This is a genomic window from Nonomuraea angiospora, from assembly GCF_014873145.1.
GTDB classification, from domain to species: Bacteria; Actinomycetota; Actinomycetes; order Streptosporangiales; family Streptosporangiaceae; genus Nonomuraea; species Nonomuraea angiospora.
Genome location: NZ_JADBEK010000001.1, coordinates 10461445 through 10482127, shown reverse-complemented (window position 1 = coordinate 10482127; position 20683 = coordinate 10461445). Strand labels below are relative to the sequence as shown.

The 20683-nt window shown below is 71.8% G+C and carries 18 protein-coding genes; 11 read left to right on the top strand and 7 right to left on the bottom strand.

Translation table 11 applies throughout. From position 1 onward, the window contains the following. Positions 1-153: 153 nt before the first annotated feature. From H4W80_RS48360 to H4W80_RS48330, 7 genes are read left to right on the top strand one after another with little or no spacing between them, the layout of a single operon-like run. Positions 154-1320: a hypothetical protein gene (locus tag H4W80_RS48360; RefSeq protein ID WP_192791218.1), complete on the top strand. Its 1167-nt coding sequence runs from the start codon at positions 154-156 to the stop codon at positions 1318-1320. Continuing rightward, positions 1317-3461 carry a serine/threonine-protein kinase gene (locus H4W80_RS48355; RefSeq protein ID WP_192791217.1) on the top strand — a complete coding sequence of 715 codons (2145 nt, stop codon included), beginning with the start codon at positions 1317-1319 and terminating at the stop codon, positions 3459-3461. Before H4W80_RS48360 ends, H4W80_RS48355 begins: the two co-directional genes overlap by 4 nt. After that, a complete protein-coding gene (locus H4W80_RS48350; RefSeq protein WP_192791216.1) occupies positions 3461-4294 on the top strand; it encodes a PP2C family protein-serine/threonine phosphatase in 834 nt (277 codons plus the stop codon). The genes H4W80_RS48355 and H4W80_RS48350 overlap by 1 nt, the downstream gene beginning before the upstream one ends. Then, a complete protein-coding gene (locus tag H4W80_RS48345) occupies positions 4287-5573 on the top strand; it encodes a vWA domain-containing protein (protein ID WP_192791215.1) in 1287 nt (428 codons plus the stop codon). The genes H4W80_RS48350 and H4W80_RS48345 overlap by 8 nt, the downstream gene beginning before the upstream one ends. Beyond that, positions 5573-6202 carry an FHA domain-containing protein gene (locus tag H4W80_RS48340; protein WP_192791214.1) on the top strand — a complete coding sequence of 210 codons (630 nt, stop codon included), beginning with the start codon at positions 5573-5575 and terminating at the stop codon, positions 6200-6202. Before H4W80_RS48345 ends, H4W80_RS48340 begins: the two co-directional genes overlap by 1 nt. Continuing rightward, positions 6199-7584, top strand: a complete 1386-nt coding sequence (locus tag H4W80_RS48335) for a hypothetical protein (protein ID WP_192791213.1) — start codon at positions 6199-6201, stop codon at positions 7582-7584. Before H4W80_RS48340 ends, H4W80_RS48335 begins: the two co-directional genes overlap by 4 nt. Then, entirely contained in the window at positions 7581-8387 is an 807-nt protein-coding gene (locus H4W80_RS48330) for a transporter substrate-binding domain-containing protein (protein WP_192791212.1), read from the top strand. Before H4W80_RS48335 ends, H4W80_RS48330 begins: the two co-directional genes overlap by 4 nt. Positions 8388-8453: 66 nt before the next feature. On the opposite strand, the gene rpoD is transcribed toward H4W80_RS48330, so the two are convergent. Both rpoD and dnaG read right to left on the bottom strand, forming a co-directional pair. After that, the gene (gene rpoD / locus H4W80_RS48325; protein WP_364748160.1) at positions 8454-9557 is read right to left on the bottom strand and encodes an RNA polymerase sigma factor RpoD; all 1104 of its coding nucleotides are present in this window, start codon (positions 9555-9557) and stop codon (positions 8454-8456) included. Positions 9558-9952: 395 nt separating this feature from the next. Then, positions 9953-11794: a DNA primase gene (dnaG, locus tag H4W80_RS48320; RefSeq protein WP_192791211.1), complete on the bottom strand. Its 1842-nt coding sequence runs from the start codon at positions 11792-11794 to the stop codon at positions 9953-9955. A gap of 141 nt (positions 11795-11935) precedes the next feature. Here dnaG and H4W80_RS48315 point away from each other — a divergent pair, with 141 nt between their 5' ends. Beyond that, positions 11936-12847 (top strand): M23 family metallopeptidase, encoded by a 912-nt coding sequence (locus H4W80_RS48315; RefSeq protein WP_318787400.1) that lies wholly within the window; start codon positions 11936-11938, stop codon positions 12845-12847. Here H4W80_RS48315 and H4W80_RS48310 read toward each other — a convergent pair. Continuing rightward, positions 12813-13970, bottom strand: a complete 1158-nt coding sequence (locus tag H4W80_RS48310; RefSeq protein WP_192791210.1) for an NAD(P)/FAD-dependent oxidoreductase — start codon at positions 13968-13970, stop codon at positions 12813-12815. The genes H4W80_RS48315 and H4W80_RS48310 overlap by 35 nt on opposite strands. Positions 13971-14036: 66 nt before the next feature. Beyond that, positions 14037-15257, bottom strand: a complete 1221-nt coding sequence (locus H4W80_RS48305; RefSeq protein WP_192791209.1) for a deoxyguanosinetriphosphate triphosphohydrolase — start codon at positions 15255-15257, stop codon at positions 14037-14039. Positions 15258-15338: 81 nt separating this feature from the next. Here H4W80_RS48305 and H4W80_RS48300 point away from each other — a divergent pair, with 81 nt between their 5' ends. Beyond that, positions 15339-16859 carry a M48 family metallopeptidase gene (locus tag H4W80_RS48300; protein WP_192791208.1) on the top strand — a complete coding sequence of 507 codons (1521 nt, stop codon included), beginning with the start codon at positions 15339-15341 and terminating at the stop codon, positions 16857-16859. Here the strand turns inward: H4W80_RS48300 and H4W80_RS48295 are convergent. Then, on the bottom strand, positions 16856-17587 hold the full coding sequence (locus tag H4W80_RS48295; RefSeq protein WP_192791207.1) for a phosphotransferase: 732 nt from the start codon (positions 17585-17587) through the stop codon (positions 16856-16858). The two genes, H4W80_RS48300 and H4W80_RS48295, sit on opposite strands and share 4 nt — an antisense overlap. Positions 17588-17680: 93 nt before the next feature. Between H4W80_RS48295 and H4W80_RS48290 the strand changes: the two genes are divergently transcribed. Next, a complete protein-coding gene (locus tag H4W80_RS48290; RefSeq protein WP_192791206.1) occupies positions 17681-18124 on the top strand; it encodes a DUF6194 family protein in 444 nt (147 codons plus the stop codon). Between the two features lie 44 nt (positions 18125-18168). Here H4W80_RS48290 and H4W80_RS48285 read toward each other — a convergent pair whose 3' ends face one another. After that, entirely contained in the window at positions 18169-18705 is a 537-nt protein-coding gene (locus H4W80_RS48285) for a GNAT family N-acetyltransferase (protein WP_192791205.1), read from the bottom strand. Between the two features lie 51 nt (positions 18706-18756). After that, positions 18757-19614 (bottom strand): protein-L-isoaspartate O-methyltransferase family protein, encoded by an 858-nt coding sequence (locus tag H4W80_RS48280; protein WP_192791204.1) that lies wholly within the window; start codon positions 19612-19614, stop codon positions 18757-18759. A gap of 218 nt (positions 19615-19832) precedes the next feature. Here H4W80_RS48280 and H4W80_RS48275 point away from each other — a divergent pair, with 218 nt between their 5' ends. Continuing rightward, a complete protein-coding gene (locus tag H4W80_RS48275; RefSeq protein ID WP_225964073.1) occupies positions 19833-20624 on the top strand; it encodes an arginase family protein in 792 nt (263 codons plus the stop codon). Positions 20625-20683: the final 59 nt, after the last annotated feature.

Below are 20683 nucleotides of genomic sequence, written 5' to 3'. Positions count from 1 at the left end.
GCGAATTGCAGGCGATGCAGGGTTGAATCAGGGACAAGTCAGGGGTCACCCCTACTCTTGGAACCAACCGGCCGATCCCCCCGTTGTGCCGGTAGGAGCGAGGGTTCGGGGGCGGCCTGCTTCACGGGGAGCGTGATGAGCCTGGGACCACCTATGAGCAGGGAGGGCGTCGAGCACGCACTGCGCGCTCGCGCCGACGAACGCGACCGCGTCTCGGGTGACCTGCTCGATCTCGAATCCCACACCACCTATCAGCTGCTCAAGGGAGCCTCCTTACGCGGGGAGACGCAGCGCAGATGGGCCGCGGCGCAGGAGTCGCTGGCCACGCTGTGGTCTCTGAACGACGCGTACCGGGGGGTGCTGCGCGACGCGGAGCAGATCAGGGCCACGCGCGCCAGGCTGACCCCCGAACAGCTGAGCCAGCTGACGGAGCTGCTCGCGGGCCCGTCCGTGGTGCTGCGGGCCACCGCCAAGCCCGTCGAGCAGCGCTCGCTGCTCCCCCAGAAGGACGAGCGGCTGACCCTCGACCAGACCCTGACCCGGATGGACGCCGCCTTCCGCGAGGTCACCTCCGCGCTCAACGACATCGACGCGGTGTGGAACGCCGTGCTGCCCCGCCTCGACGGCGCCGACAGCGACCTGCGCCACATCCGCGACCTCGAACGCCGGCTGGGCGAGGGCGCCGACCTGACCGCCCAGGAGGCCGAGCTGAAGCGGCTGCGCGGCTCGGTGCTCGAAGACCCGCTGGGCCCGTCCGCGGAGCCGGACCTCGACCGGCTGACCAAGCTGCTGGCCGGCTCCCGCGCGGAGCTGGAGCTGGCGCTCACCGTCAAGGACGAGTTCGCCAGGCGGCGGGAGGACCTCGTGGCCGCGCTCGACCGGGTACGGGCGGCCGAGAGCGAGGCCAGGCTGGCCCACGGCGCGGTCGTCGTGAAGATCGCCCTGCCGCCGCAGGCCCAGCCGCGCGGCCGGGCCGAGTCCCTGGCCGCCGGCCTGGACGCGCTCGACGCCTCGGCCGACACCTGGGTGCTGCGGGCCAAGCGGCTGGCGGCGCTGGAGGAGGAGGCCCGCCGGGCCGCCGAGCAGTCGCAGGCCACCGCCAAGGCGCTCTACGGCCTGGTCAGCAGGCGTGACGAGCTGCGCGGGCGGCTCGGCGCCTGCCAGGTGATGGCGGTGCGCAAGGGCCTGGCGGAGGACCCGGCGGCCTCCGAGCTGTTCGAACGGGCGCGCGTGCTGCTGTGGACGGCGCCCTGTGACCTGACGAGGGCGGCGGCGGCCGTCGAGACGTACCAGCGCGCGATCCACGGAGGTAAGCCATGACCCGCTGCGCGCAGCCGGGCTGCACGGGCACGATCGAGGACGGCTACTGCGACCTGTGCGGCCACTCGGCGAGCACCCCGGCGCCGCCGCCCGCCTCCGTGCCCGTTTCCGTGCCCATTTCCGGGCCCGTTTCCGTACGGACACAGCCGGTGAGCCGGTCCGTCACCTCTCCGGTGAGCAGCGGCAGGTCGCGGCCAGGCGTGCTGGCCACCATCGCCGACCTGCCGTCGGTGCCCTACCGCGACCCGGCCACCGCCGTGATGGCCGACCCCGTGGTGCCCGAGAACAAGCGTTACTGCGCCAACCCGGCGTGCGGGCAGGAGGTCGGGCGCTCCAGGGAGGGCCGGCCGGGGCTGACGGACGGGTTCTGCCCGCACTGCCGCACGCAGTTCTCGTTCACCCCCAAGCTGGACAAGGACGACCTGGTCGCCGACCAGTACCGCGTGCTGGGCTGCCTGGCGCACGGCGGGCTCGGCTGGATCTACCTGGCCTCCGACGAGAACCTCGACGGCATGTGGGTCGTGCTCAAGGGCCTGCTCAACACCAACGACGCCGAGGCGCTGGCGGCGGCGGAGGCCGAGCGGAAGTTCCTCACCACGGTCGACCACCCCAACATCGTCAAGATCCTCAACTTCCAGCGCTCCGGCGGCTTCGGCTACATCGTCATGGAGTACGTCGGCGGCCAGTCGCTGCACGAGCTGCGCCGCCAGGGCCCGGTGCCGCTGCGCGAGGCCCTCATGTACGGCCGGGAGATCCTGCAGGCGTTCGCCTACCTGCACGAGCACGGCATGGTCTACTGCGACCTCAAACCGGCCAACGTGATCAGGGTCGGCAAGCGGCTCAAGCTCATCGACCTGGGCGCGGTGCTGCCCGTCGGCGCGCCGCCGGGCTCGGGCTGGGCCACGCCCGGCTACCACGCCCCCGAGGTGGAGTCCCACCCCGCCGCCGTCACCGCCGACCTCTACACCGTGGCCAGGACGCTGGCGGTGCTGGCGATCCCGGGCTTCGCCCCGTATGCGAACGGCGTGGCCACCCCGCTGCCCGAGGACTGCGGGCACCCGTCGTTCACCCGGCTGCTGCGCAAGGCCACCGCCCTCAACCCCGCCGACAGGTTCCAGAGCGCGGAGGAGATGGAGGAGCAGCTCGTCGGGGTGCTGCGGGAGGTCAGCGCCATCGAGGACAACGTCCCGTACCCGGCGCCCTCGCCGATGTTCGGGCCCGAGCGCAGCGCCGTGGGCACGGTGCTGGCGGAGGAGAGCGACGTGGTGTTCGGGCCGCTCGACCCGGTGGCCGTCGCGCAGGCGCTGCCGGTGCCGCTGGTCGACCCCGCCGACGCGGCGGCGGGCGCGCTGGCCGGGCTGCTGGGCAGCGACGGCCAGGAGCTGATGGACCAGCTCGCCGCGCTGCCGAGGACGCCCGAGACGAAGCTGATGCGGGCCAGGCTGCTGGCCGAGGGGGCCGCGCCCGAGGCCCCCGTCGCGCTGAACGAGCTGGACATCGAGCTGCCCCGCGACTGGCGGGTGACCTGGTACCGCGGGGTGCTCTGCCTGACCACGGGGCGGCCGGAGGAGGCCGTCGCGATGTTCGACGCGTGCCTGTCGGCGCTGCCCGGCGAGCTGGCGCCGAAGCTGGCGCTGGCGTTCGCGCTGGAGTGCGCGGGCAAGCCCGCCGCCGGCTGGTACGAGGCCGTCTGGCGGACCGACCACTCGTACGTGAGCGCGGTGTTCGGGCTGGCCAGGTCGGGCCGGATGAGCGTGCTCGACGAGGTGCCCTCCCACTCGGTCTACCGGGCGCGGGCGCAGGTGGCGCTGGCGGTCTCCGTCGTACGGGGGGCCGACCTGAGCACGCTCACCACGGACGACCTGGTGGGCTCGGCCGACCGCCTGGCCAGACAGGCCGACCTCGACCCGCGCCGCCGCGACCTGCTGACCGCCGAGCTGCTCACCTCGGCGCTGACCTGGCTCGAGAGCGGTTCCCCGCCGAAGGGCGCGCGGCTGGCCGAGGCGCCGTTCACCGAGCAGGGGCTGCGCAAGAGGCTGGAGTCGATCTTCCGCAGGCTGGCCGTCGCGGCCGATTCCCGCCAGGAACGCCACGCCCTCATCGACCGGGCGAACGCCGTACGGCCGAGGAGCTGGATCTAATGAGCTGTCCGGTTTGCGAGGCGCCCGTGCTGGCGGGTGACACCTACTGCGAGGCGTGCGGGCACGCCCTGGGCGCGCCGACCTGCGCCTCGTGCGGCGCGGCGGCCGTGGACGCCGAGGGCTACTGCGAGCGGTGCGGCCTGCGCCAGCCCACCGACAGGGACCACGCGGAGACCGTGATCGACGGCGGCGCGGCGGCCGTGACCGACAAGGGCCTGCGCCGCAGCCGCAACGAGGACGCGGTGGCGCTGCTGACGTCCGGCGACGCGGTCGTGACCGTGGTCTGCGACGGCGTGGGCAGCTCGCCCAGGGCCGACGAGGCGTCCGCGGTGGCCGTCGAGACCGCCTCGGCCGCGCTGGCCAGGGGGCTGGGGCAGCAGGAGGCGTTCGAGCTGGCCGGGCGCGCGGTGAGCAAGCTCGCCACATCCGTGGACGACGCCCCCGCCTGCACGTACATCGCCGCCGTGGTCGAGCGGGGCCGGATCACGCTCGGCTGGGCCGGCGACACCAGGGCCTACTGGCTGCCGGGACCGGCAGGCCGGCCCGGCGTCATGCTGACCGTGGACGACGCGATCGAGACCGGCGAGATCACCGGCTGGCTGGGCGCCGACGCGGTCGACGTCCCGCTCCACGTACGCGTCCTCACCCCGGAGGAGCCCGGCCTGCTGCTCGTCTGCAGCGACGGCCTGTGGCGCTACCTGGACGGCTACGCCTTCCCCAGCTCCGGAACCCCCATCGACATGGCCCGCGAGATGCTGCGCCACGCGCTCGACTCCGGCGGCCAGGACAACGTGACCATCGCCTTGATCCCCCTAGGAGTGACGCATGGGTGAGCAGCCGACCTTCACCTTGACGATCGACCAGAACAAGTACCTGTCCACCGACGGCCGCGACGTGCACGCCATCCTCACGGTCAGCTCCACCGGCGGCGTCACCACGCAGACCGTCGCCGCCGAGGCCGCCGAAGTGATCATCATTGACACGTCCGGCTCGATGAGCGGCAGCAAGATCCGCGAGGCCAGGCAGGCGGCCACGGCCGCCGTCCACACCCTGCGTGACGGGGTGTATTTCGCGGTGGTCGCCGGCACCGAGCGGGCCAAGGTCGTCTACCCCGGCGGCAACGCCAACCTGGTCAAGGCGAGCCCAGCCACCAGGGCCGAGGCCGAGCGGGCGATCAGCCGGTTGAGCGCGCACGGCGGCACCGCCATGGGCGAGTGGCTGAAGCTGGCCGGGCATCTCCTCTCAGCGCACCCGTCGGCGATCCGGCACGCGCTGCTGATGACCGACGGCCAGAACAACGAGCGGCCCGAGGTGTTCGCCTCGGTGCTGGCGGGCTGGAGCGGCAAGTTCGTGGTCGACTCCCTGGGGATCGGCGAGGACTGGGTGCCCGCCGAGCTGCGCAAGGTCGCGGAGGCCATGCTCGGCTCGTTCGACTACGTACGCAACCAAGGGGATCTGTCGGAGTTCTTCCGCAGGCTGACGCGGACGTCGATGAGCAAGACCGTGGCCGAGCTGTCGCTGCGGGTGTGGGTGCCGCAGACGGCGACGCTGAAGTTCGTCAAGCAGGTCTCCCCCACGCTGCTCGACCTGACCGGCAAGCGCACCGACGTCAACCCGCTGACCGGCGACTACCCGACCGGCTCCTGGGGCACGGAGGAGCGCGAGTACCACATCTGCGTGGAGGTGCCGCCGGGGCAGATCGGGCACGAGATCAGGGCCGGCTGGGTCAAGCTCGTACGCCCCGACACCCAGGAGGTCCTGGCCAGCGGGAACGTGCTCGCCCAGTGGACCGACGACCTGGCGCAGTCCACCCGGATCAACGGCAAGGTCGCCCACTACACCGGCCAGGCCGAGCTGCACGAGCTCATCCAGGACGGCCTCAGCGCCCGGGCGATGGGCGACGTCGACACCGCGACCGCCCGCCTGGCCAAGGCCCAGCAGCTGGCCGCCCAGTCGGGCCGCGAGGACACGGCCAGGCTGCTGGAGAAGGTGGTCGAGGTCGATCCGGCCACCGGCACGGCCAGGCTGCGCAGGAACGTGGACAAGGCCGACGAGCTCGAGCTCGACACCGGCTCCGTCCGTACCAGCCGGCTGCGCAAGGAAGGAAACTGATGGCCACCTGTCCGCAGGGGCACCCGTCAGGCGCCGACGACTACTGCGACGTCTGCGGCGCCCAGATGGGGGGCGCGCCCGCGGCCGCGCCCCAGCCCCAGGCTCCGGGCCCGTCGGCGGAGGCGTGCCCGGTCTGCCAGACGCCGCGTGCCGGGCAGTTCTGCGAGGTGTGCGGGCACGACTTCACCGGCGGCAGCGCGCCCGTCTCGGTCCCCGTGAGCGGGGTGCGGTTCGAGGCCGTCACGGCGGCCGACCGGACCTACTACGAGAAGGTCGTCGCCGAGGGCGGGCCCGACGCGGCGGCGATGGCGTTCCCGCCGTACTGCCCCGAGCGCTCGTTCGCGCTGATGGGCGAGCAGGTACGCATCGGGCGGCGCAGCCGGGCCAGGAACATGGCGCCCGAGATCGACCTGACCGGGCCGCCCGAGGACCCGGGCGTCTCCCACCTGCACGCCGTGCTGCTGGCGCAGCCGGACGGCTCGTGGATGCTGGTCGACCCCGGCTCCTCCAACGGCACCCAGGTGAACGGCAGGCCCGTCAAGGTCAACGTGCCGGTCAGGGTCGGCGCGGGCGACAAGATCCACCTGGGCGCGTGGACCGTCATCACCATCAGGGAGGGCACGCCGTGACCCTCGCACAGCCCCAGGCGCCCCAGGCCCCCGCGGTGCCGGCGGCGGCCGGTCCGCCGCCGGCGCGGCGCAGCGTGCCCGGCAGGATCCGGGTCATCACCGGCGTCACCGTGGCCTCGCTGGCGCTGCTCTTCGGGGCGCTCGCGGTCGGCAGCATGACCGCCCGCGACGGCCTGCAGGTCATCGGGCGCGACGCGGGCCCGCAGGTGGTCGCCACCGCCGATCTCTACCTGGCGCTGAGCGACATGGACGCGCAGGTGGCCAACGTGCTGGTGATGGGCGACCAGTACGCGCCGCAGCGCGCGCAGGCGCTCGACCGCTACGAGGCGGCGCGGTCCAGGGCCAACGGGGCGCTGATGCAGGCGCTGTCGCTGGCCGACACCAAGGCGGAGCAGGAGACGGTCCACTCGGTGCTCGACCGGCTGGGCCGCTACGAACGGCTGACCGGCCAGGCGCTGCTGCTGGACGAGCGGTCCAAGCACGCGCCGGGGCCGCCGCCCCAGGAGGTGGTGCTCACCTACCGCGAGGCCACCAAGCTGATGCGGGTCGAGCTGCTGCCCCAGGCGTACAACCTGACCTTGGAGAGCGGCACGATCGTGCGCGCCACCTACGACGACAAGGCCGTCATGGTGCCCCTGCTGCGGGCCGCCGTGGTGGTGGCCGGGCTGCTCGCGCTGGGCTGCCTGCTCTGGCTGCAGATCTTCCTCGCACGGCGGTTCCGCCGGGTGTTCGGCCCGGCGCTGCTGGTCGCCACCGTGACGACCGCGGTCGCGCTGATCATCGGCATGAACGTGCTCGCGCGGGACCAGGACGCGCTGCGCACGGCGAAGTCGGCCGGGTTCGACTCGGTGCTGACGCTGGCCAAGGCGCGCTCGATCAGCAACAGCATGCAGGGCGACCAGAGCCGCTACCTGCTCGACAAGGAGTGGGCCGACACCTACGAGCACACGTTCCTGGACAAGGCGATGTCGGTCGTCTTCCTCAAGGCCGGCAACCTGCGGACCTACCACGACCAGGTCGCCAAGGGTGACAACGACGTCCTCGGCCTGCTGGGGCCCGAGCTCGTCGGCCCGCAGGGCGTCCAGGCGATGGAGGCGTACCGGAGTTTCCAGGCCGCCGACGGGAAGTTCCGCGAGCTGGTGGCGAGCGGCCGGACCAACGAGGCGGTCGCCGAGCGGCTCGGGCCGGTGGCCCAGTCGTTCGACGCCTATGACCGCGCGCTGGTGTCGCTGTCCGCCGGGCACCAGGCCGCGTTCACGCGGGCGATCCAGACCGGCGAAAGCTCGCTGGACAACCTGTGGCGGCTGCTGCCGTTCGCCATCGGCGCGATCGGGCTGCTGCTGATCGCAGGGGTGTGGCCACGACTCAAGGAGTACCGGTGAAGCGGGCGTTGGCAGCGGTGCTGGCCCTGTTCGCGACGGTCGTCGCGGGCTGCGGGACGGACGGGCAGGAATCGGTCGTGGACAAGGACCGGATCGTCATCGCGGTACGGCCCGACCTGCCGTCGGTCGGGTTCCGCCGCCCGGACGGCGGGTTCGAGGGCTTCGACGTGGACGTGGCCGCCTACATCGCGCGCAAGCTGCACAAGCAGGTCTCCTACATCCCCGTGCTGGCCGCCGACCGGGCGAAGGTGATCACGGACGGCAAGGCCGACCTGGTGCTGGCCACGTTCACGATCGACCAGGAGCGCAAGAAGGACGTGCTGTTCGCGGGGCCGTACCACGTCTCCTACCAGGACATCCTGCAGCGGCCCGACGAGACGATCAAGAACGTGCGCGACCTCAAGGGCCGCAGGATCTGCGCGGTCAAGGGCTCGAACGCGGCCCAGCGGGTCGTGGAGGAGCGCGAGGTGCCGGCGAAGCTGGTGCCGTTCGACGACTACAAGGCGTGCCTGACGGCGCTGAAGACCAAGCAGGTCGACGCGGTCACCACCAACGACGTCATCCTGGCCGGGCTGGCCAACCAGGACGGGACGGGGCTGAAGCTGGCCAACGCGCAGTTCAACGAGCAGCGCACCGGGGTGGGCATGCGCAGGAGCGACGTGGCCGGGTGCGAGGCGGTCAACCGGGCGATCACCGACATGTACCAGGACGGGACGGCCGGGCGGCTGCTGCACCGGTGGTTCGGCAAGTCGGGGCTGGACCTGTCGACGGTCGCGGTGCCGCAGTTCGAGGGCTGCTCCTGACGGCCGCGGGCGTGGGAAGGGCCCGGGCGAAGCGGCCCGGGCCCGTTCCCTTGGGATCCCTCCGGATCAGTCCAGATAGTCCCTCAGCATCTGCGCCCGCGTCGGGTGACGGAGCTTGGCCAGGGTCTTCGACTCGATCTGCCGGATGCGCTCCCGCGTGACCCCGAACTCCCTGCCCACCTCCTCCAGCGTGCGCGGATGGCCGTCGGCGAGGCCGAAGCGGAGCTGGATGATGCGCTGCTCGCGGTCGGACAGCGTGGCCAGGATGTCGTCGAGCTGGTCCTGCAGCATGATGAAGGCCGCGGCCTCCATGGGCACGACGGCGTCGGCGTCCTCGATGAAGTCGCCGAGGTCGGAGTCCTCCTCGCCGATCGGCGACTGCAGCGACACCGGCTCCTGGGCGATGCGCTGGATCTCCACCACGCGATCGACAGGGAGGTCCATCTCCTTGGCGATCTCCTCGGGAATCGGCTCGCGGCCGAGGTCCTGGTGGAGCTGGCGCTGTACGCGCACGAGCTTGTTGATGGTCTCCACCATGTGCACGGGGATGCGGATCGTCCGCGCCTGGTCGGCGATGGCCCTGGTGATCGCCTGCCTGATCCACCAGGTGGCGTAGGTGGAGAACTTGTAGCCCTTCGTGTAGTCGAACTTCTCGACCGCCCGGATGAGCCCGAGGTTGCCCTCCTGGATCAGGTCCAGGAACAGCATGCCGCGGCCCACGTAGCGCTTGGCGATCGACACCACGAGCCTGAGGTTGGCCTCGATGAGCCGCTGCTTGGCCCGGGTGCCCTGCCAGACGAGCTCCCTGAACTCCGGGAAGGCCAGGCGCGAGACCCCGCTGCCCAGCTTGTCCTCGGCGAACAGACCGGCTTCGATCGACTTGGCGAGCTCCACCTCCTCCTCTGCCGTCAGCAAAGGCACGCGGCCGATCTCCCGTAGATAAATACGGACCAGATCGCTGGTCGGCGCCCGCTTGCCGACGTCTTCCTCATCGGCGCGGGTGGATTCCTCGTCGCCCTGGGGCTCGAGGACCTCCACGCCGTTCTCTGCGAGCATGCGCACGACGCGTTCCAGCGCGTCGGATGGCAACTCGGATCGGTCAAGCGCGGCTGCGACGTCATCGACGGTTACGCTCCCGCGCTCTCTTCCCTTAGCGACGAGGTCCGCCACCTGATCTACCGATGGCGGACTGCTTGGCAGCACCGATGCACCCACGGGAGACAGTCTGCAGTATTGGTTCCATCAAATGGCAGACCCATTTTTGTCACCGAAGGTAAGACGAACGTCCTTACCGAATTGAGATCACTTAAAGGTTTAGCCGGAGTTTGATCAGGAAAGAAAAGTCAATTACGCGGTCTGGATTCCCGGCGCCCGGCGACACCCTCCGGTCGGACGCGACTCTTTCGCTGCCCGGAAGTCGTCACCCGTCCTCTTTGACGCTGCATTGGACCGCGCCAGGCTCCCTGAGATTCCCCGCTCAACCGCCCTGGTATCCAGGTTGTCATCGCGGCCGAACTGTTATCAACCGTCTGCGTGGTATGCCCGCTTCACACGGGTTCGGGGGGTCAGCTGCCGGCGGCGCGGTCGCGGAGGACGCGGCGCTGTTGCTCCAGCGCCACCAGCTCCCCGAACAGCTTGTTGTACTCCTGCTGCTCCTCCACCGGATTGAGCCGCTGCATCCGCGACTTCGCCTGCGCGATGGCCCGGTCGACCGCGATGGCCTCGATGGCCGCCAGCATGGCGCCGGCGTAGCGCTCCTCGGCGTGCGCGTCGGCCTGGATGGGCTCCACCGCGAAGCGGGTCACCAGCCCCCGCGCCCCCTCCTCGTGCGCGTGCTCCAGCAGCCGGTCGACCCACTCGCGCCCGCCGTAGGCGCCCGCGGCCACGCCGCCCGCCGCGAGGATGACCTTGTGCAGCATCACGTGGTCGGCAGCCGTGAAAGCCTGCGGGTCGAGCGCGTCGAAGCGGGGCCCGAGCAGCGCCGGGCGCTGGACGGCGAGCTTGAGCAGCTCGCCCTCCACCCGCACGCTCGGATCGACGGGCGCGGCCTGGGGCGCGCGCCGCGGGCGGCCCTGCTGCGCCCCGCCCACCTCGGCGATGCGCTGCATCACGAACCGCTCGTCCATGAACCCCAGCCACCGGTCGAGGTCGATGGCGTAGCGCTTGCGCAGCCCGACGTCCTTGATGCCGGCCACGATCGGCGCGGCGGCGTCCAGCGCGGCGATCTTGCCCTCGTTGCTGCGCAGGTCGTAGCGGGAGATCGTGCTCCTGATCGCGAACTGGAAGAGCGGCTCCCGGCTGGCGATGAGATCGCGCACGGCCGCGTCGCCCTGCTTGACCCGCAGGTCGCACGGGTCGAGCCCGTCGGGCTGCACCGCGACGTAGGTCTGGGTGACGAACTTCTGCTCGTCGGCGAACGCCCGCAGCGCCGCCTTCTGCCCGGCCGCGTCGCCGTCGAAAGTGAAGATCACCTCGCCCCGGAACTCGGCCTGGTCGAGCAGGAATCTGCGCAGGATCTTGATGTGCTCCTCGCCGAACGACGTGCCGCAGGTGGCCACCGCCGTCGGCACGCCGGCCAGGTGGCAGGCCATCACATCGGTATAGCCCTCGACGATCACGGCCTGGGCGCGCTTGGAGATCTCCCGTTTGGCGAGATCAATCCCATAAAGGACCTGGCTCTTCTTGTAAAGCGGCGAGTCAGGCGTATTGAGATATTTCGGCCCATCATCGGAATCGAGCAACTTCCGCGCGCCGAACCCGATCACGTCGCCCGTGGCGTCCCTGATGGGCCAGATCAGCCGCCCTCTGAAGCGGTCGATGGGCCCCCGCCGGCCCTCCTTGGCCAGCCCGCCCTTCACGAGCTCCTCGGTGGTGAACCCGCGCCCCAGCAGATGCCGCGTCAGCGCCTCCCATTCGGCCGGCGCGTAGCCCACCCCGAACAGCTCGGCGTCGGCCCGCTCGAAGCCGCGCTCCGACAGGAACCGCCGGCCGGGCGCCGCGTCGGGCACCAGCAGCTTGTCCGCGTAGAACTCCGCCGCCGCCTTGTGCGCCTCGATCAGCCGGGCCCGCTCGCCGTGGTCGCGCCTGGGGACGTAGCCGCCCTGCTCGTACTGCAGCGTGATCCCGGCCCGCTGCGCCAGCCGCTCGACCGCCTCGCCGAACGACAGGTGCTCGATCTTCTCGACGAACGTGATCACGTCGCCGCCCTCGGAGCAGCCGAAGCAGAAGTACATCCCGCGCTCGGGGGTGACGTTGAAGGACGGGCTCTTCTCGTCGTGGAAGGGGCACAGGCCCTTGAGGTTGCCGCCCCCGGCGTTGCGCAACTGGATGTGTTCGCCGATCACGTCGGCGATGGGTGAACGCTCGCGTACGAGCGCGATGTCGACATCACGGATCCGGCCAGCCACGCCGGTGAGTCTATTCCGCCCCACCGACGGTTCCGCCCGTCCGGGCGCGGTCCGGGGTAGACGGGCATTACCTGTCGGTTGCTAAAGGGGGAAACCGGCTCTGTGGGGGCTCCCGGTCGGCTACAAAGGTAAAGGTTGTCGGTGGAAACGGTGACACGGGTGGAGATCATGCGTACGGGGCATCTCGGACGATGGGCGGCCGTCACGGCCGCTCTGTTGCTGACCGGCGCCTGCTCCCAGGTCACCGGCCTGGCGGGGGTCAACGCGACGTCGCCCTCGACCCCGCCGGCCACGAGCCCCCCGGCCGCCGCGCAGACCGGCGAGTCGGCGGAGCCGACGGCCGAGCACCAGGCCGCCGAGCAGCCGCCCAAGGGCGACGACCCGGTGAAGGTGCCGCCGCCGAAGCTGTCGAAGTACGAGTACACCTTCCCGGTGAAGGGCTGCAAGACGACCTACCAGCGCCAGCTCCTCGTGCTGCCCAAGACGACGATCTGGGCGCCGCAGGGGTGCGCGTTCGTGGCGCCGATCGGCGGCGTCGTGGACGAGGTGAACCTCCAGAACAACTGGAGCCCGGCCACCGACGCGGGGGCCGCCCGCGAGGGCAAGTTCGTCACGATCATCGGCGAGGACGGCGTGCGTTACCTCGGCGGCCACCTCGACACGATCGCCGACGGCGTCCGGCCGGGCGTCAAGGTCAAGGCGGGCCAGCTGCTCGGGCGGGTGGGCCGGACGGGCAACGCCCGCGACACCGGGCCCAACCTCTACTTCGCGATCTCGTGGAAGACGGGCCCGGCCTACTGGTGGGTGCGCAGGGGCATGGTCGAGCCGTGGGACTACCTCGACGCCTGGGCGACGGGCAACCGCACGTACTCGCCGAGGGAGAAGACGCTGGCGCTGCGCGGCAAGCTGGGCGAGACGCCGGCCTGCGCCGTGCAGTGCGGCGGGACGAAGAAGGTCCCGCAGGCCGGCAAGACCCAGGAGCCGAAGCCGAAGCGCACCGACAAGGGCGTGGTCACCGTCACCCCGTCGATAGCTCCTTTTGGTCAACAATGACGCGTGACCTGATGAGCTCCTGGATCTCATCCACGACGTCCCAGACGTTGACGTTCATGCCGGCGATCACGCGGCCCTCGCGCAGCCAGTAGACGACGAACTCCAGACTCTCCGGCTCGCCGCGGTAGACGATCTCGTCGTAGCCCTCGATGTCGCCGGAGAACTCCATGCCCAGCTCGTACTGGTCGGTGTAGAAGTACGGGATCCGGTCGTGGACCACGTCCTGGCCGAGCATGGACCGGGCCGCGGCGGGGCCGCCGTGCAGGGCGTTGGCCCAGTGTTCGACGCGCAGGCGGCGCCCGTACAGGGGGTGGAAGGACTCGGCCACGTCGCCGGCGGCGAACACGTCGGGGTGCGAGGTGCGCAGCGCGGCGTCGGTGCGGATGCCCTGGCCGACGTCGAGCCCGGCGTCACGGGCGAGCCCGACCTCGGGCGCGGCGCCGATGCCGACGACGACGAAGTCGGCGGCGAGCCGCTCGCCCGAGCTGAGCCGCACGCCCGTCTCGGTGATCTCGGCGGCGGCGGTGCCGAAGCGCAGGTCCACGCCCTTGCTGAGGTGCAGGCGGGCGAACAGGTCGCCGAGCTCGTGGCCGAGCGGCCGGTTGAGCGCGGTGGGCTCGGGCTCGACGACGGTGACCTCGCAACCGGCCGCGCGGGCGGCCGCCGCGGTCTCCAGCCCGATCCAGGACGCGCCGACGATGAGCACGCTGCCGGCGCCGGCCAGGCGCTCCCTGAGCGCCTCGCTGTCGTGCACGGTACGCAGGTAGTACGCGGGCCCCGGCAGGCGTCGCGGCGTGGCACCGGTGGCGATGAGCAGCTTGTCGTACGGCTGGCGCGACCCGTCGCCGAGCCTGACCAGGTGGTTGTCGAGCTCGAGGCGCGTGACGCGCGTGCCGAGCCGCAGGTCGACGGCGTTGTCCGCGTACCACTGCGGGCCGTGGACGAAGATGCTCTCGCGTTCGCCCTTGCCCTGGAGGTACTCCTTGGACAGGGGCGGTCGTTCGTAGGGCCGTTCGTTCTCCGCGCCGATCAGCACGATCTCGCCGTCGAAGCCCTCCTCGCGCAACGTCTCCGCGGCCTTGGCCCCCGCGAGTCCGGCACCGACGATCACATATGTGGCCATGGGCGCAGTATCCGCCCGCGCGGGTCATCGGGAAAGCCGGGTGTGCCGACTCATGGAGAAACTTGGTCAGCGGGAGAGCCTGCGGTGCCACGCCACCGCGGAGGTGTCGGTGAGCGAGGCGATCTGGTCGATCACCACGCGGACCCGGGCGGCGTCGTCGGCGGCGCCCAGGTACGCGGGCCTGAAGGCGGGCTCCAGCGTGCCCGGCGCGCCCAGCGTGATCATCGAGGCCAGCTCGGTGATCAGCTCGCGCTGCCTGGCCTGGTTGGCGTTGTGGTCCCTGGTGGCCATGACGTAGTGGGCGGTGACGCCCTTGAGCAGGGCGCACTCCAGGCGGGTGGCGTGGGGCACGACCAGGTCGGCGCGGTGGCGGGAGCCGTACACCTCCTTGGTGGCGGTCTGGGCCGAGCGGCAGAAGCGGCCGATGAGGCCGCTCGTGAGGGCTTTGAGCCCGGCCAGGTCGGCGAGCGTGGCCTCGAAGCGGCGCGGCCAGAGCGGGTCGGTGATCAGCTTGGCGAAGATCTCCTCCAGCTCGCCGAGGTCGGAGTTGGGGGCGTACCAGGTGCGGGTGGTCTCGCACACCAGCGTGCGCTCGATGGGCGAGCGCAGCGCCTCGGGGGTGACGTGGCCGGAGTGGAGCGCGTCCTCGAGGTCGTGCACGGAGTAGGCGACGTCGTCGGCCCAGTCCATGATCTGGGCCTCGAAGCTCACCCGCCCGTCCGGCGCGCCGTCCCGGATCCACCGGAACACGGGTAGATCATCGTCGTATACGCCGAATTTTGCGGATTTTTCGCATGTCCAGGGATATTTGATGGAAGCGTCGAGCACCGCCCGCGTCAGGTTGAGCCCGGCGCTGCGGCCGTCCTCCGTGAGGACCTTGGCCTCCAGCCTGGTGAGCAGGCGCAGGCTCTGCGCGTTGCCCTCGAAGCCGCCGCACGAGGCCGACAGCGCGTTGAGCGCCATCTCCCCGTTGTGGCCGAACGGCGGGTGCCCCAGGTCGTGCGCCAGGCACGCGGTCTCCACCAGGTCGGGATCGACGCCGAGCGTGGCGCCCATCTCCCTGCCGACCTGAGCGCATTCGAGGGAGTGCGTCAGGCGCGTGCGCGGGATGTGCTGGCCGCCGCCGAGGGACTCGGCAGGGCCCACGACCTGCGTCTTCGCGGCCAGCCTGCGCAGGGCGGCGCTGTGCAGCACGCGGGCGCGGTCGCGCTCGAACGCGGAGCGCTCAGGATTGCCGGGAGGTTCCGGAATCCAGCGTTCCTGATCGTGGTCATCGTAGTACGGCATTGCTTTGGTGATTTTATCCAGTTTCAGGTCTCCGCTAAGGTCGAGCCTCGCGAGAACCCCTTCCCCGGGAGCCCTCACCCCATGACGACAGCGTTCCGAGCAGTGCTGGCCTTCATCCTGCTCGCCGGCTTCTACGTTCTGGTCGGCCTCTTCCTGGTGGCCGCCGTCTTCTTCGACGTCCTGCTCCTCGTGGACTTCCACGCCAACGCCCTCAAGGCCGCGATCGTCCTCACCCTGGTCGCGGGCGCGCTCGTACGGGCCCTGTTCGTGGTGAGCCGCCGCCAGGGCGGCGAGCAGCCCGGCGTGCCGATCGGGCGCGAGCACGAGCCCGTGCTCTGGCAGACGGTCGAGGAGCTCGCCCAGCGCGTGCGCACGGCGCCGCCGGACGAGATCCGGCTGGTGGCGGAGGTCAACGCGGCCGTCTCGGAGGACACGCGCTGGCTGGGGATGAAGGCGACGCGGCGGCGGATGTTCATCGGGCTGCCGCTGCTGCAGACGCTGACGGTGGACGAGATGCGTGCGGTGCTGGGGCACGAGCTGGGCCACTACAGCGGCGCGCACACGCGGCTGGGCGCGCCGGTCTACCGGGGGCGGGTCGCGCTCCTCGCCACCGTCCAGGGGCTGCGCAACCACCCGTTCGTCCAGCGCCTGTTCACCTGGTACGCCAAGTTCTACCTGCGGGTCTCGCAGTCCGTCTCGCGCAAGCAGGAGCTGGAGGCCGACCAGTTCGCGGTCGCGATCGGCGGGCGGCAGGCCATGGCCGGGGCGCTGCGCAAGATCCAGACCACCGCGACCGGCTGGGACCTCTACGTCGCCAACTACCTGTCGCTCACCGGCGCGGGCGGCACCAGGCCCGTCTCGGTGTTCGGGGGCTTCCACGCGCTCATGAGCGACTCCGACCGGCAGGCCGAGATCGCCAAGCTGGGCGAGGAGCCGCAGGAGGTCTCGCCGTACGACTCCCATCCGAGCCTGGCCGAGCGCCTGGCCGCCATCGAGCACCTGCCGGAGCCGCCGCACGTCCCCGACCCCCGCTCGGCCCTGACGCTGCTGCGTGACGCGAACGTGGCGGTGAACGCCGTGGAGCAGTCCATGTGGACGCCGGAGGCGCTGACCGGGCTGCGGCCGGTGCCGTGGGAGGAGCTGGTGGCGCACGCCATGTACGCGGGCCGCAACGCCGACGCCCTCCACGACCTGGCGGTGGCCGGCCAGCGGGTGATGGGGGCCGCGCGGCCGTACCTGGACGCCGCCTTCGAGGCGATCGCCCGCGGCCGGCAGGCGGAGCTGGAGGCCGTCCTGCGCGAGCAGGGCTGGAACGCCTCGGAGACCCTGCTCGCCGGGGTGCTGGGGCAGGCGCTGGAGGCGGTGCTGATCCAGCTCGGCGAGGCCAAGTGGACGCTGTCGTGGTCGGGGCCTGCGCGGCTGCTGTTCGACGACGGCGAGGAGGTCGCGCTGTCGGAGTACGCGGCCCAGGTGTCGGCCAATCCGGAGGCCGTCTCCGGGCTGCGGCGGTGGCTCGGGGACCACGGCATGCGCCACGACTACGTCCCGGTCGAGGAGCCCTCCCCCGGGCAGCCCGCCCAGGCCGTGACGCCCACGGTCTAGCGCAGCGCCCGCTCGAATCCGGCGCGGTGCTCGGCGACCCAGTCGTGGCAGGCGCGCACCTGCGCCACCACCCCCTGCTCGCGCAGCCTGACCGCGTGAGCGAGCCCCTCCGCGGCCTGCTGCTCGATGCCGCGCCGGCATCTGTCCTGCCACCACAGGATCGTCTCGACCACCTCGCCGCGCTCCCGCAGCCCGTAGGCGTCGCAGATCAGCCGCACCCGCCGGGCCGCGTCGGCCGGGTCGGCGAGCAGCGGGCCGAGGCCCGCGTACTGCCAGCAGACGTGCGCCACGTCGTGGACGCGCCGTCCCGGCCCCGCCAGGTCCCAGTCGATGAACGCCACCGGCCGCAGCTCCTCGCCCCGGTAGACGGTGTTCTTGGGAGACAGGTCGTTGTGGCAGACCACCTCCTCCTCCCCGGCCAGTGAGGTGCCGGCGGTCAGGTCGTGGAACTCCCGCACCAGCTCCGCCACCCGCGCCAGGCTCTCGTCCGAGGCGACGCCGTCCGGCTGGACGTCCTCCCAGGCCACGTGGCCGTCCACGAAGCTCAGGATCTCCCGCCCGCGCTCGTCGAGGCCCAGGAACCGGGGCGCGCCCGCCCACCCGCTCGCCTCCAGGAGGCGCAGCAGCTCGTGCACGTACGCGGCCCGCTGCCCGGGCGTGCGGCGGACGGTCTCGCCGACGCGGACGACGGCGTTGACGAAGCCCCCGGGAAGGTGTGTCTCAGACATGGTTGTCCTCCTGCGGTTTGAAGCTTTCGCTCGGTCAAGGGACTGTTCTGCGCGAAAAGTCTCACTGGGTTGGTCAATGAAACACTTGAAGGCATGACTGAGGAAGACATCATCAGCTTCGTTTCCGGCTTTCCCGGAGTCGTGACCCAGACCATCGAGGCGAACAGCGAAGCCCCCGAGGTGGCCTGGGGCGACACGTTCTTCTTCTACGACCCGGAAGGCACCCTGGAGACCCACCCCCGTCAGCCGTTCGCCACGATCGTCATCAAGGACTACCCGGGTTGGGACACCTTCTCCGACCTGAACAGGCCGGGCGTGTTCCGGCTCAACATCGCCGTCGGGCGCGCCACCCTCCAGCGGCTCGCCGGCGACGACTCCGAGGTCGACTACACGGCCGAGGACCGCGTCCTGCCCCACCCCAAGTACGCGACCCAGGGCTGGATCGCCATCGTGAACCCGGGCGAGCAGGCCCGCCCCCTCCTGACCGACGCCCACGCCCGCGCCGTGGCCCGCCACCGCCCCCGCAAGACCTCCTGACCCCCCGCGCCTGGCCGGTCTCCGGCCAGGCGCGCCGCCCGCGGTCAGCGGGGCTCGTCGTCCCAGTCGGGGGGCGTCACCGTGCCGGAGAGCCAGTCGCGGCGCAGGATCGCGTAGCCGACGGCGTCGTGGACCGTGCCGTCCAGGCCCGGCCACGACTCCCGGTAGTGCGACTCCTTGGCGTAGCCGCTCTTGCGGAAGACCGCCCGCATCGCGTGGTTGTCCTGGCGGGTCGTGCCCTCGATCCGGTTGACGTGCGGCAGCTCCGTGAAGAGATATCCGGTCAGCCAGGCGACCGCCGCGGCGCCGAGGCCCCGGCCCCGCCATCGCTCCGCTATCCGAAGGTCGAACAGGGGGGTGTCGTCGGCGAGGTCCTGCAGCCGCACCAGGCCCGCCCGCTCCCCGTCGGCGAGCACCCAGAACGTCCTGGACTCCTCGTCGTCGTAGAGGCCGCCCGCGGCGCGCTCGCGCACGGTCCCGGGGTCCTGGACGCCCGCGTGAAAGGGCCATTCGTGCCCGGTGAGGAAGCCGACGAGCGCTTCGACGTCGTCCGGGGAGAATCGCGTGAACTCGATCTGCACCCCCGCATCCTTCTGGCGGGCTCCGCGCGGGGTCAACCGGATTTCGGCAGCTCAGCCGATCACGCGCTCGGGGCTGTCCAGCCAGACCCGCTGCCCGTCGGGCGTGATCGTCACGCCGAACCGCTCCCGCTCCGGCTCGCCCCACTCCGCCCACGTCCGGCGGGCGTCACCCGGCCCGGCGAGGACGTCCTCGGCCAGGACGGCGCCCGGCGGGGTGTCGCGCCGCGTCCACGTCATGGTCGTCAGCGGCGAGAACCGTCCGGCGGCCGTGCCGTCCGGACCGACCACGAGCCGCAGGGCGTGCCCGTCGCCGTACGGCGCGACCACCACCCCGCCCGGCCTGGTCTGCGCGATCCAGGCGTACGGCACGGTGCGCGTCGCGTACGTCGCGTGCACCCCGTCGTACGGCGCCCGCTCGGACCGGCCTCCCGTGCCGTCGCCCACGACCAGGTGCGGGAGCGCTCCCGCGGCGGCCAGGTTTTTGGCGGCCTGCTCGGCCACGGTGGGGTCCGCCTCGATGGAGGTCACGCTCCCCGCCTGCCCGACCAGCCGGCACAGCAGGGCGGCGGTCCACCCCGTACGCGTGCCCACCTCCAGCACCCGCTGGCCCGGCGCCGGCCCGAGCAGCTCCAGCAGGTCGGCGACCGCGCTGGGCGCGGGACACGAGCACCCGTCGGCGGCCACGATCGGGCGCCCGGCGTAAACGGCGTCCCACCAGGCCGGCGGGTCGGCCTCCCGGTCGATCGGCGCGCCGCGCCCGTCGCGTTCGAGCGACTCCCCCACCGGCGGCACGAACCAGTGGCGCGGGACCGCCCGCAGCGCCTGCTCGATCGGGCGGGTGAGGGGCGGGCGGTGGTCGGTGATCGCCTCGATCATCGCGTCGAGCCGCCACGCGATGTGCGTGAACATCACACCTCCCCGTTCGCGAAAGGATGCCCGCATACGTGCCTCCCCACTGCTCCACCTCCACATCTCGGGAAACGCTATCCGTGACGGTACGACTACGATCCGGATGCGGCAAGGGTTTCCATGGAAGTGACCTCCGAAGTGGGCGACGCCCACACCGGACCTGGGCCTCCTCATGAACGATCTGGCACTCCGATCACGGCGCCCCGTATCGTCGCCGCATGACCACTGTGCTCTGCGTGCCGCAATGGCAAGGCTCGGCGTCCGACGGCGCGCCGCGGCTGATGGCCGGTGCCCGCCGCGCCGCCGCGCTCGTTCCGGCCGACGCGGTGGTGACCGTGCCGGTGCTCGAGACGGGCGGGGACAGGGCGGCCGGGGTTCGCGCGTACGACGTGCTCGTGGAGAACCAGCGGCGGACGCGCGAGGCGCTGGCCGGCATCGACGACCGGGTGGTCACCGTCGGCGGCGACTGCGCGGTCGACATCGCGCCGATCGACGCCGCCCACGCCCGCTTCGGGGACGCTCTGACGGTGCTGTGGATCGACGCGCACCCGGACGTCTACAGCCCGCGTACCCTGCCGTCGGGCGCCTTCCACGGGATGGTGGTGCGCGCGCTGCTCGGGGACGGCCCGGCCGGCCTCACGCCGGAGCGGCCGCTGCGGCCGCACCAGGTGATCATCGCCGGTGAGCGGGCGGGCGACGCGTCCGAGCACGAGTACCTCGCGGAGACCGGCCTGCGCAGGTACGGCGTGGACGACCTGGAGCGCGCGCTCGACGGTCTGCGGGGCCCCGTGTACGTCCACGTCGACCTCGACGTCCTGGAGCCCACCGCCTTCGGCTCGACCTGCTACCCGGAGCCCGACGGCGTCCGGCCGCAGCGGCTGCTCGACCTCCTCTCCCAGGTGGACGACGTCGTCGGGGCGGCCATCACCGAACACGCGCCGTCCGGCGACGACGCCGACCCGGGCGAGGCCGAGGTGATCCGCCGCCTGGGCACCGCGCTGACGCGCTGACTGCACCAACCGTCGCGCTCCTACGCCACCTGGCCGCTGCCCTGGACGCCGATGTCCGG

What these genes read in the sequence shown, in the direction of transcription:
- H4W80_RS48360 (WP_192791218.1), top strand. Translation starts at nt 154, where the DNA reads ATGAGCAGGGAGGGCGTCGAGCACGCACTGCGCGCTCGCGCCGACGAA.
- H4W80_RS48355 (WP_192791217.1), top strand. Translation starts at nt 1,317, where the DNA reads ATGACCCGCTGCGCGCAGCCGGGCTGCACGGGCACGATCGAGGACGGC.
- H4W80_RS48350 (WP_192791216.1), top strand. Translation starts at nt 3,461, where the DNA reads ATGAGCTGTCCGGTTTGCGAGGCGCCCGTGCTGGCGGGTGACACCTAC.
- H4W80_RS48345 (WP_192791215.1), top strand. Translation starts at nt 4,287, where the DNA reads ATGGGTGAGCAGCCGACCTTCACCTTGACGATCGACCAGAACAAGTAC.
- H4W80_RS48340 (WP_192791214.1), top strand. Translation starts at nt 5,573, where the DNA reads ATGGCCACCTGTCCGCAGGGGCACCCGTCAGGCGCCGACGACTACTGC.
- H4W80_RS48310 (WP_192791210.1), bottom strand. Translation starts at nt 13,970, where the DNA reads ATGGCCACATATGTGATCGTCGGTGCCGGACTCGCGGGGGCCAAGGCC.
- H4W80_RS48305 (WP_192791209.1), bottom strand. Translation starts at nt 15,257, where the DNA reads ATGCCGTACTACGATGACCACGATCAGGAACGCTGGATTCCGGAACCT.
- H4W80_RS48300 (WP_192791208.1), top strand. Translation starts at nt 15,339, where the DNA reads ATGACGACAGCGTTCCGAGCAGTGCTGGCCTTCATCCTGCTCGCCGGC.
- H4W80_RS48295 (WP_192791207.1), bottom strand. Translation starts at nt 17,587, where the DNA reads ATGTCTGAGACACACCTTCCCGGGGGCTTCGTCAACGCCGTCGTCCGC.
- H4W80_RS48290 (WP_192791206.1), top strand. Translation starts at nt 17,681, where the DNA reads ATGACTGAGGAAGACATCATCAGCTTCGTTTCCGGCTTTCCCGGAGTC.
- H4W80_RS48280 (WP_192791204.1), bottom strand. Translation starts at nt 19,614, where the DNA reads ATGTTCACGCACATCGCGTGGCGGCTCGACGCGATGATCGAGGCGATC.
- H4W80_RS48275 (WP_225964073.1), top strand. Translation starts at nt 19,833, where the DNA reads ATGACCACTGTGCTCTGCGTGCCGCAATGGCAAGGCTCGGCGTCCGAC.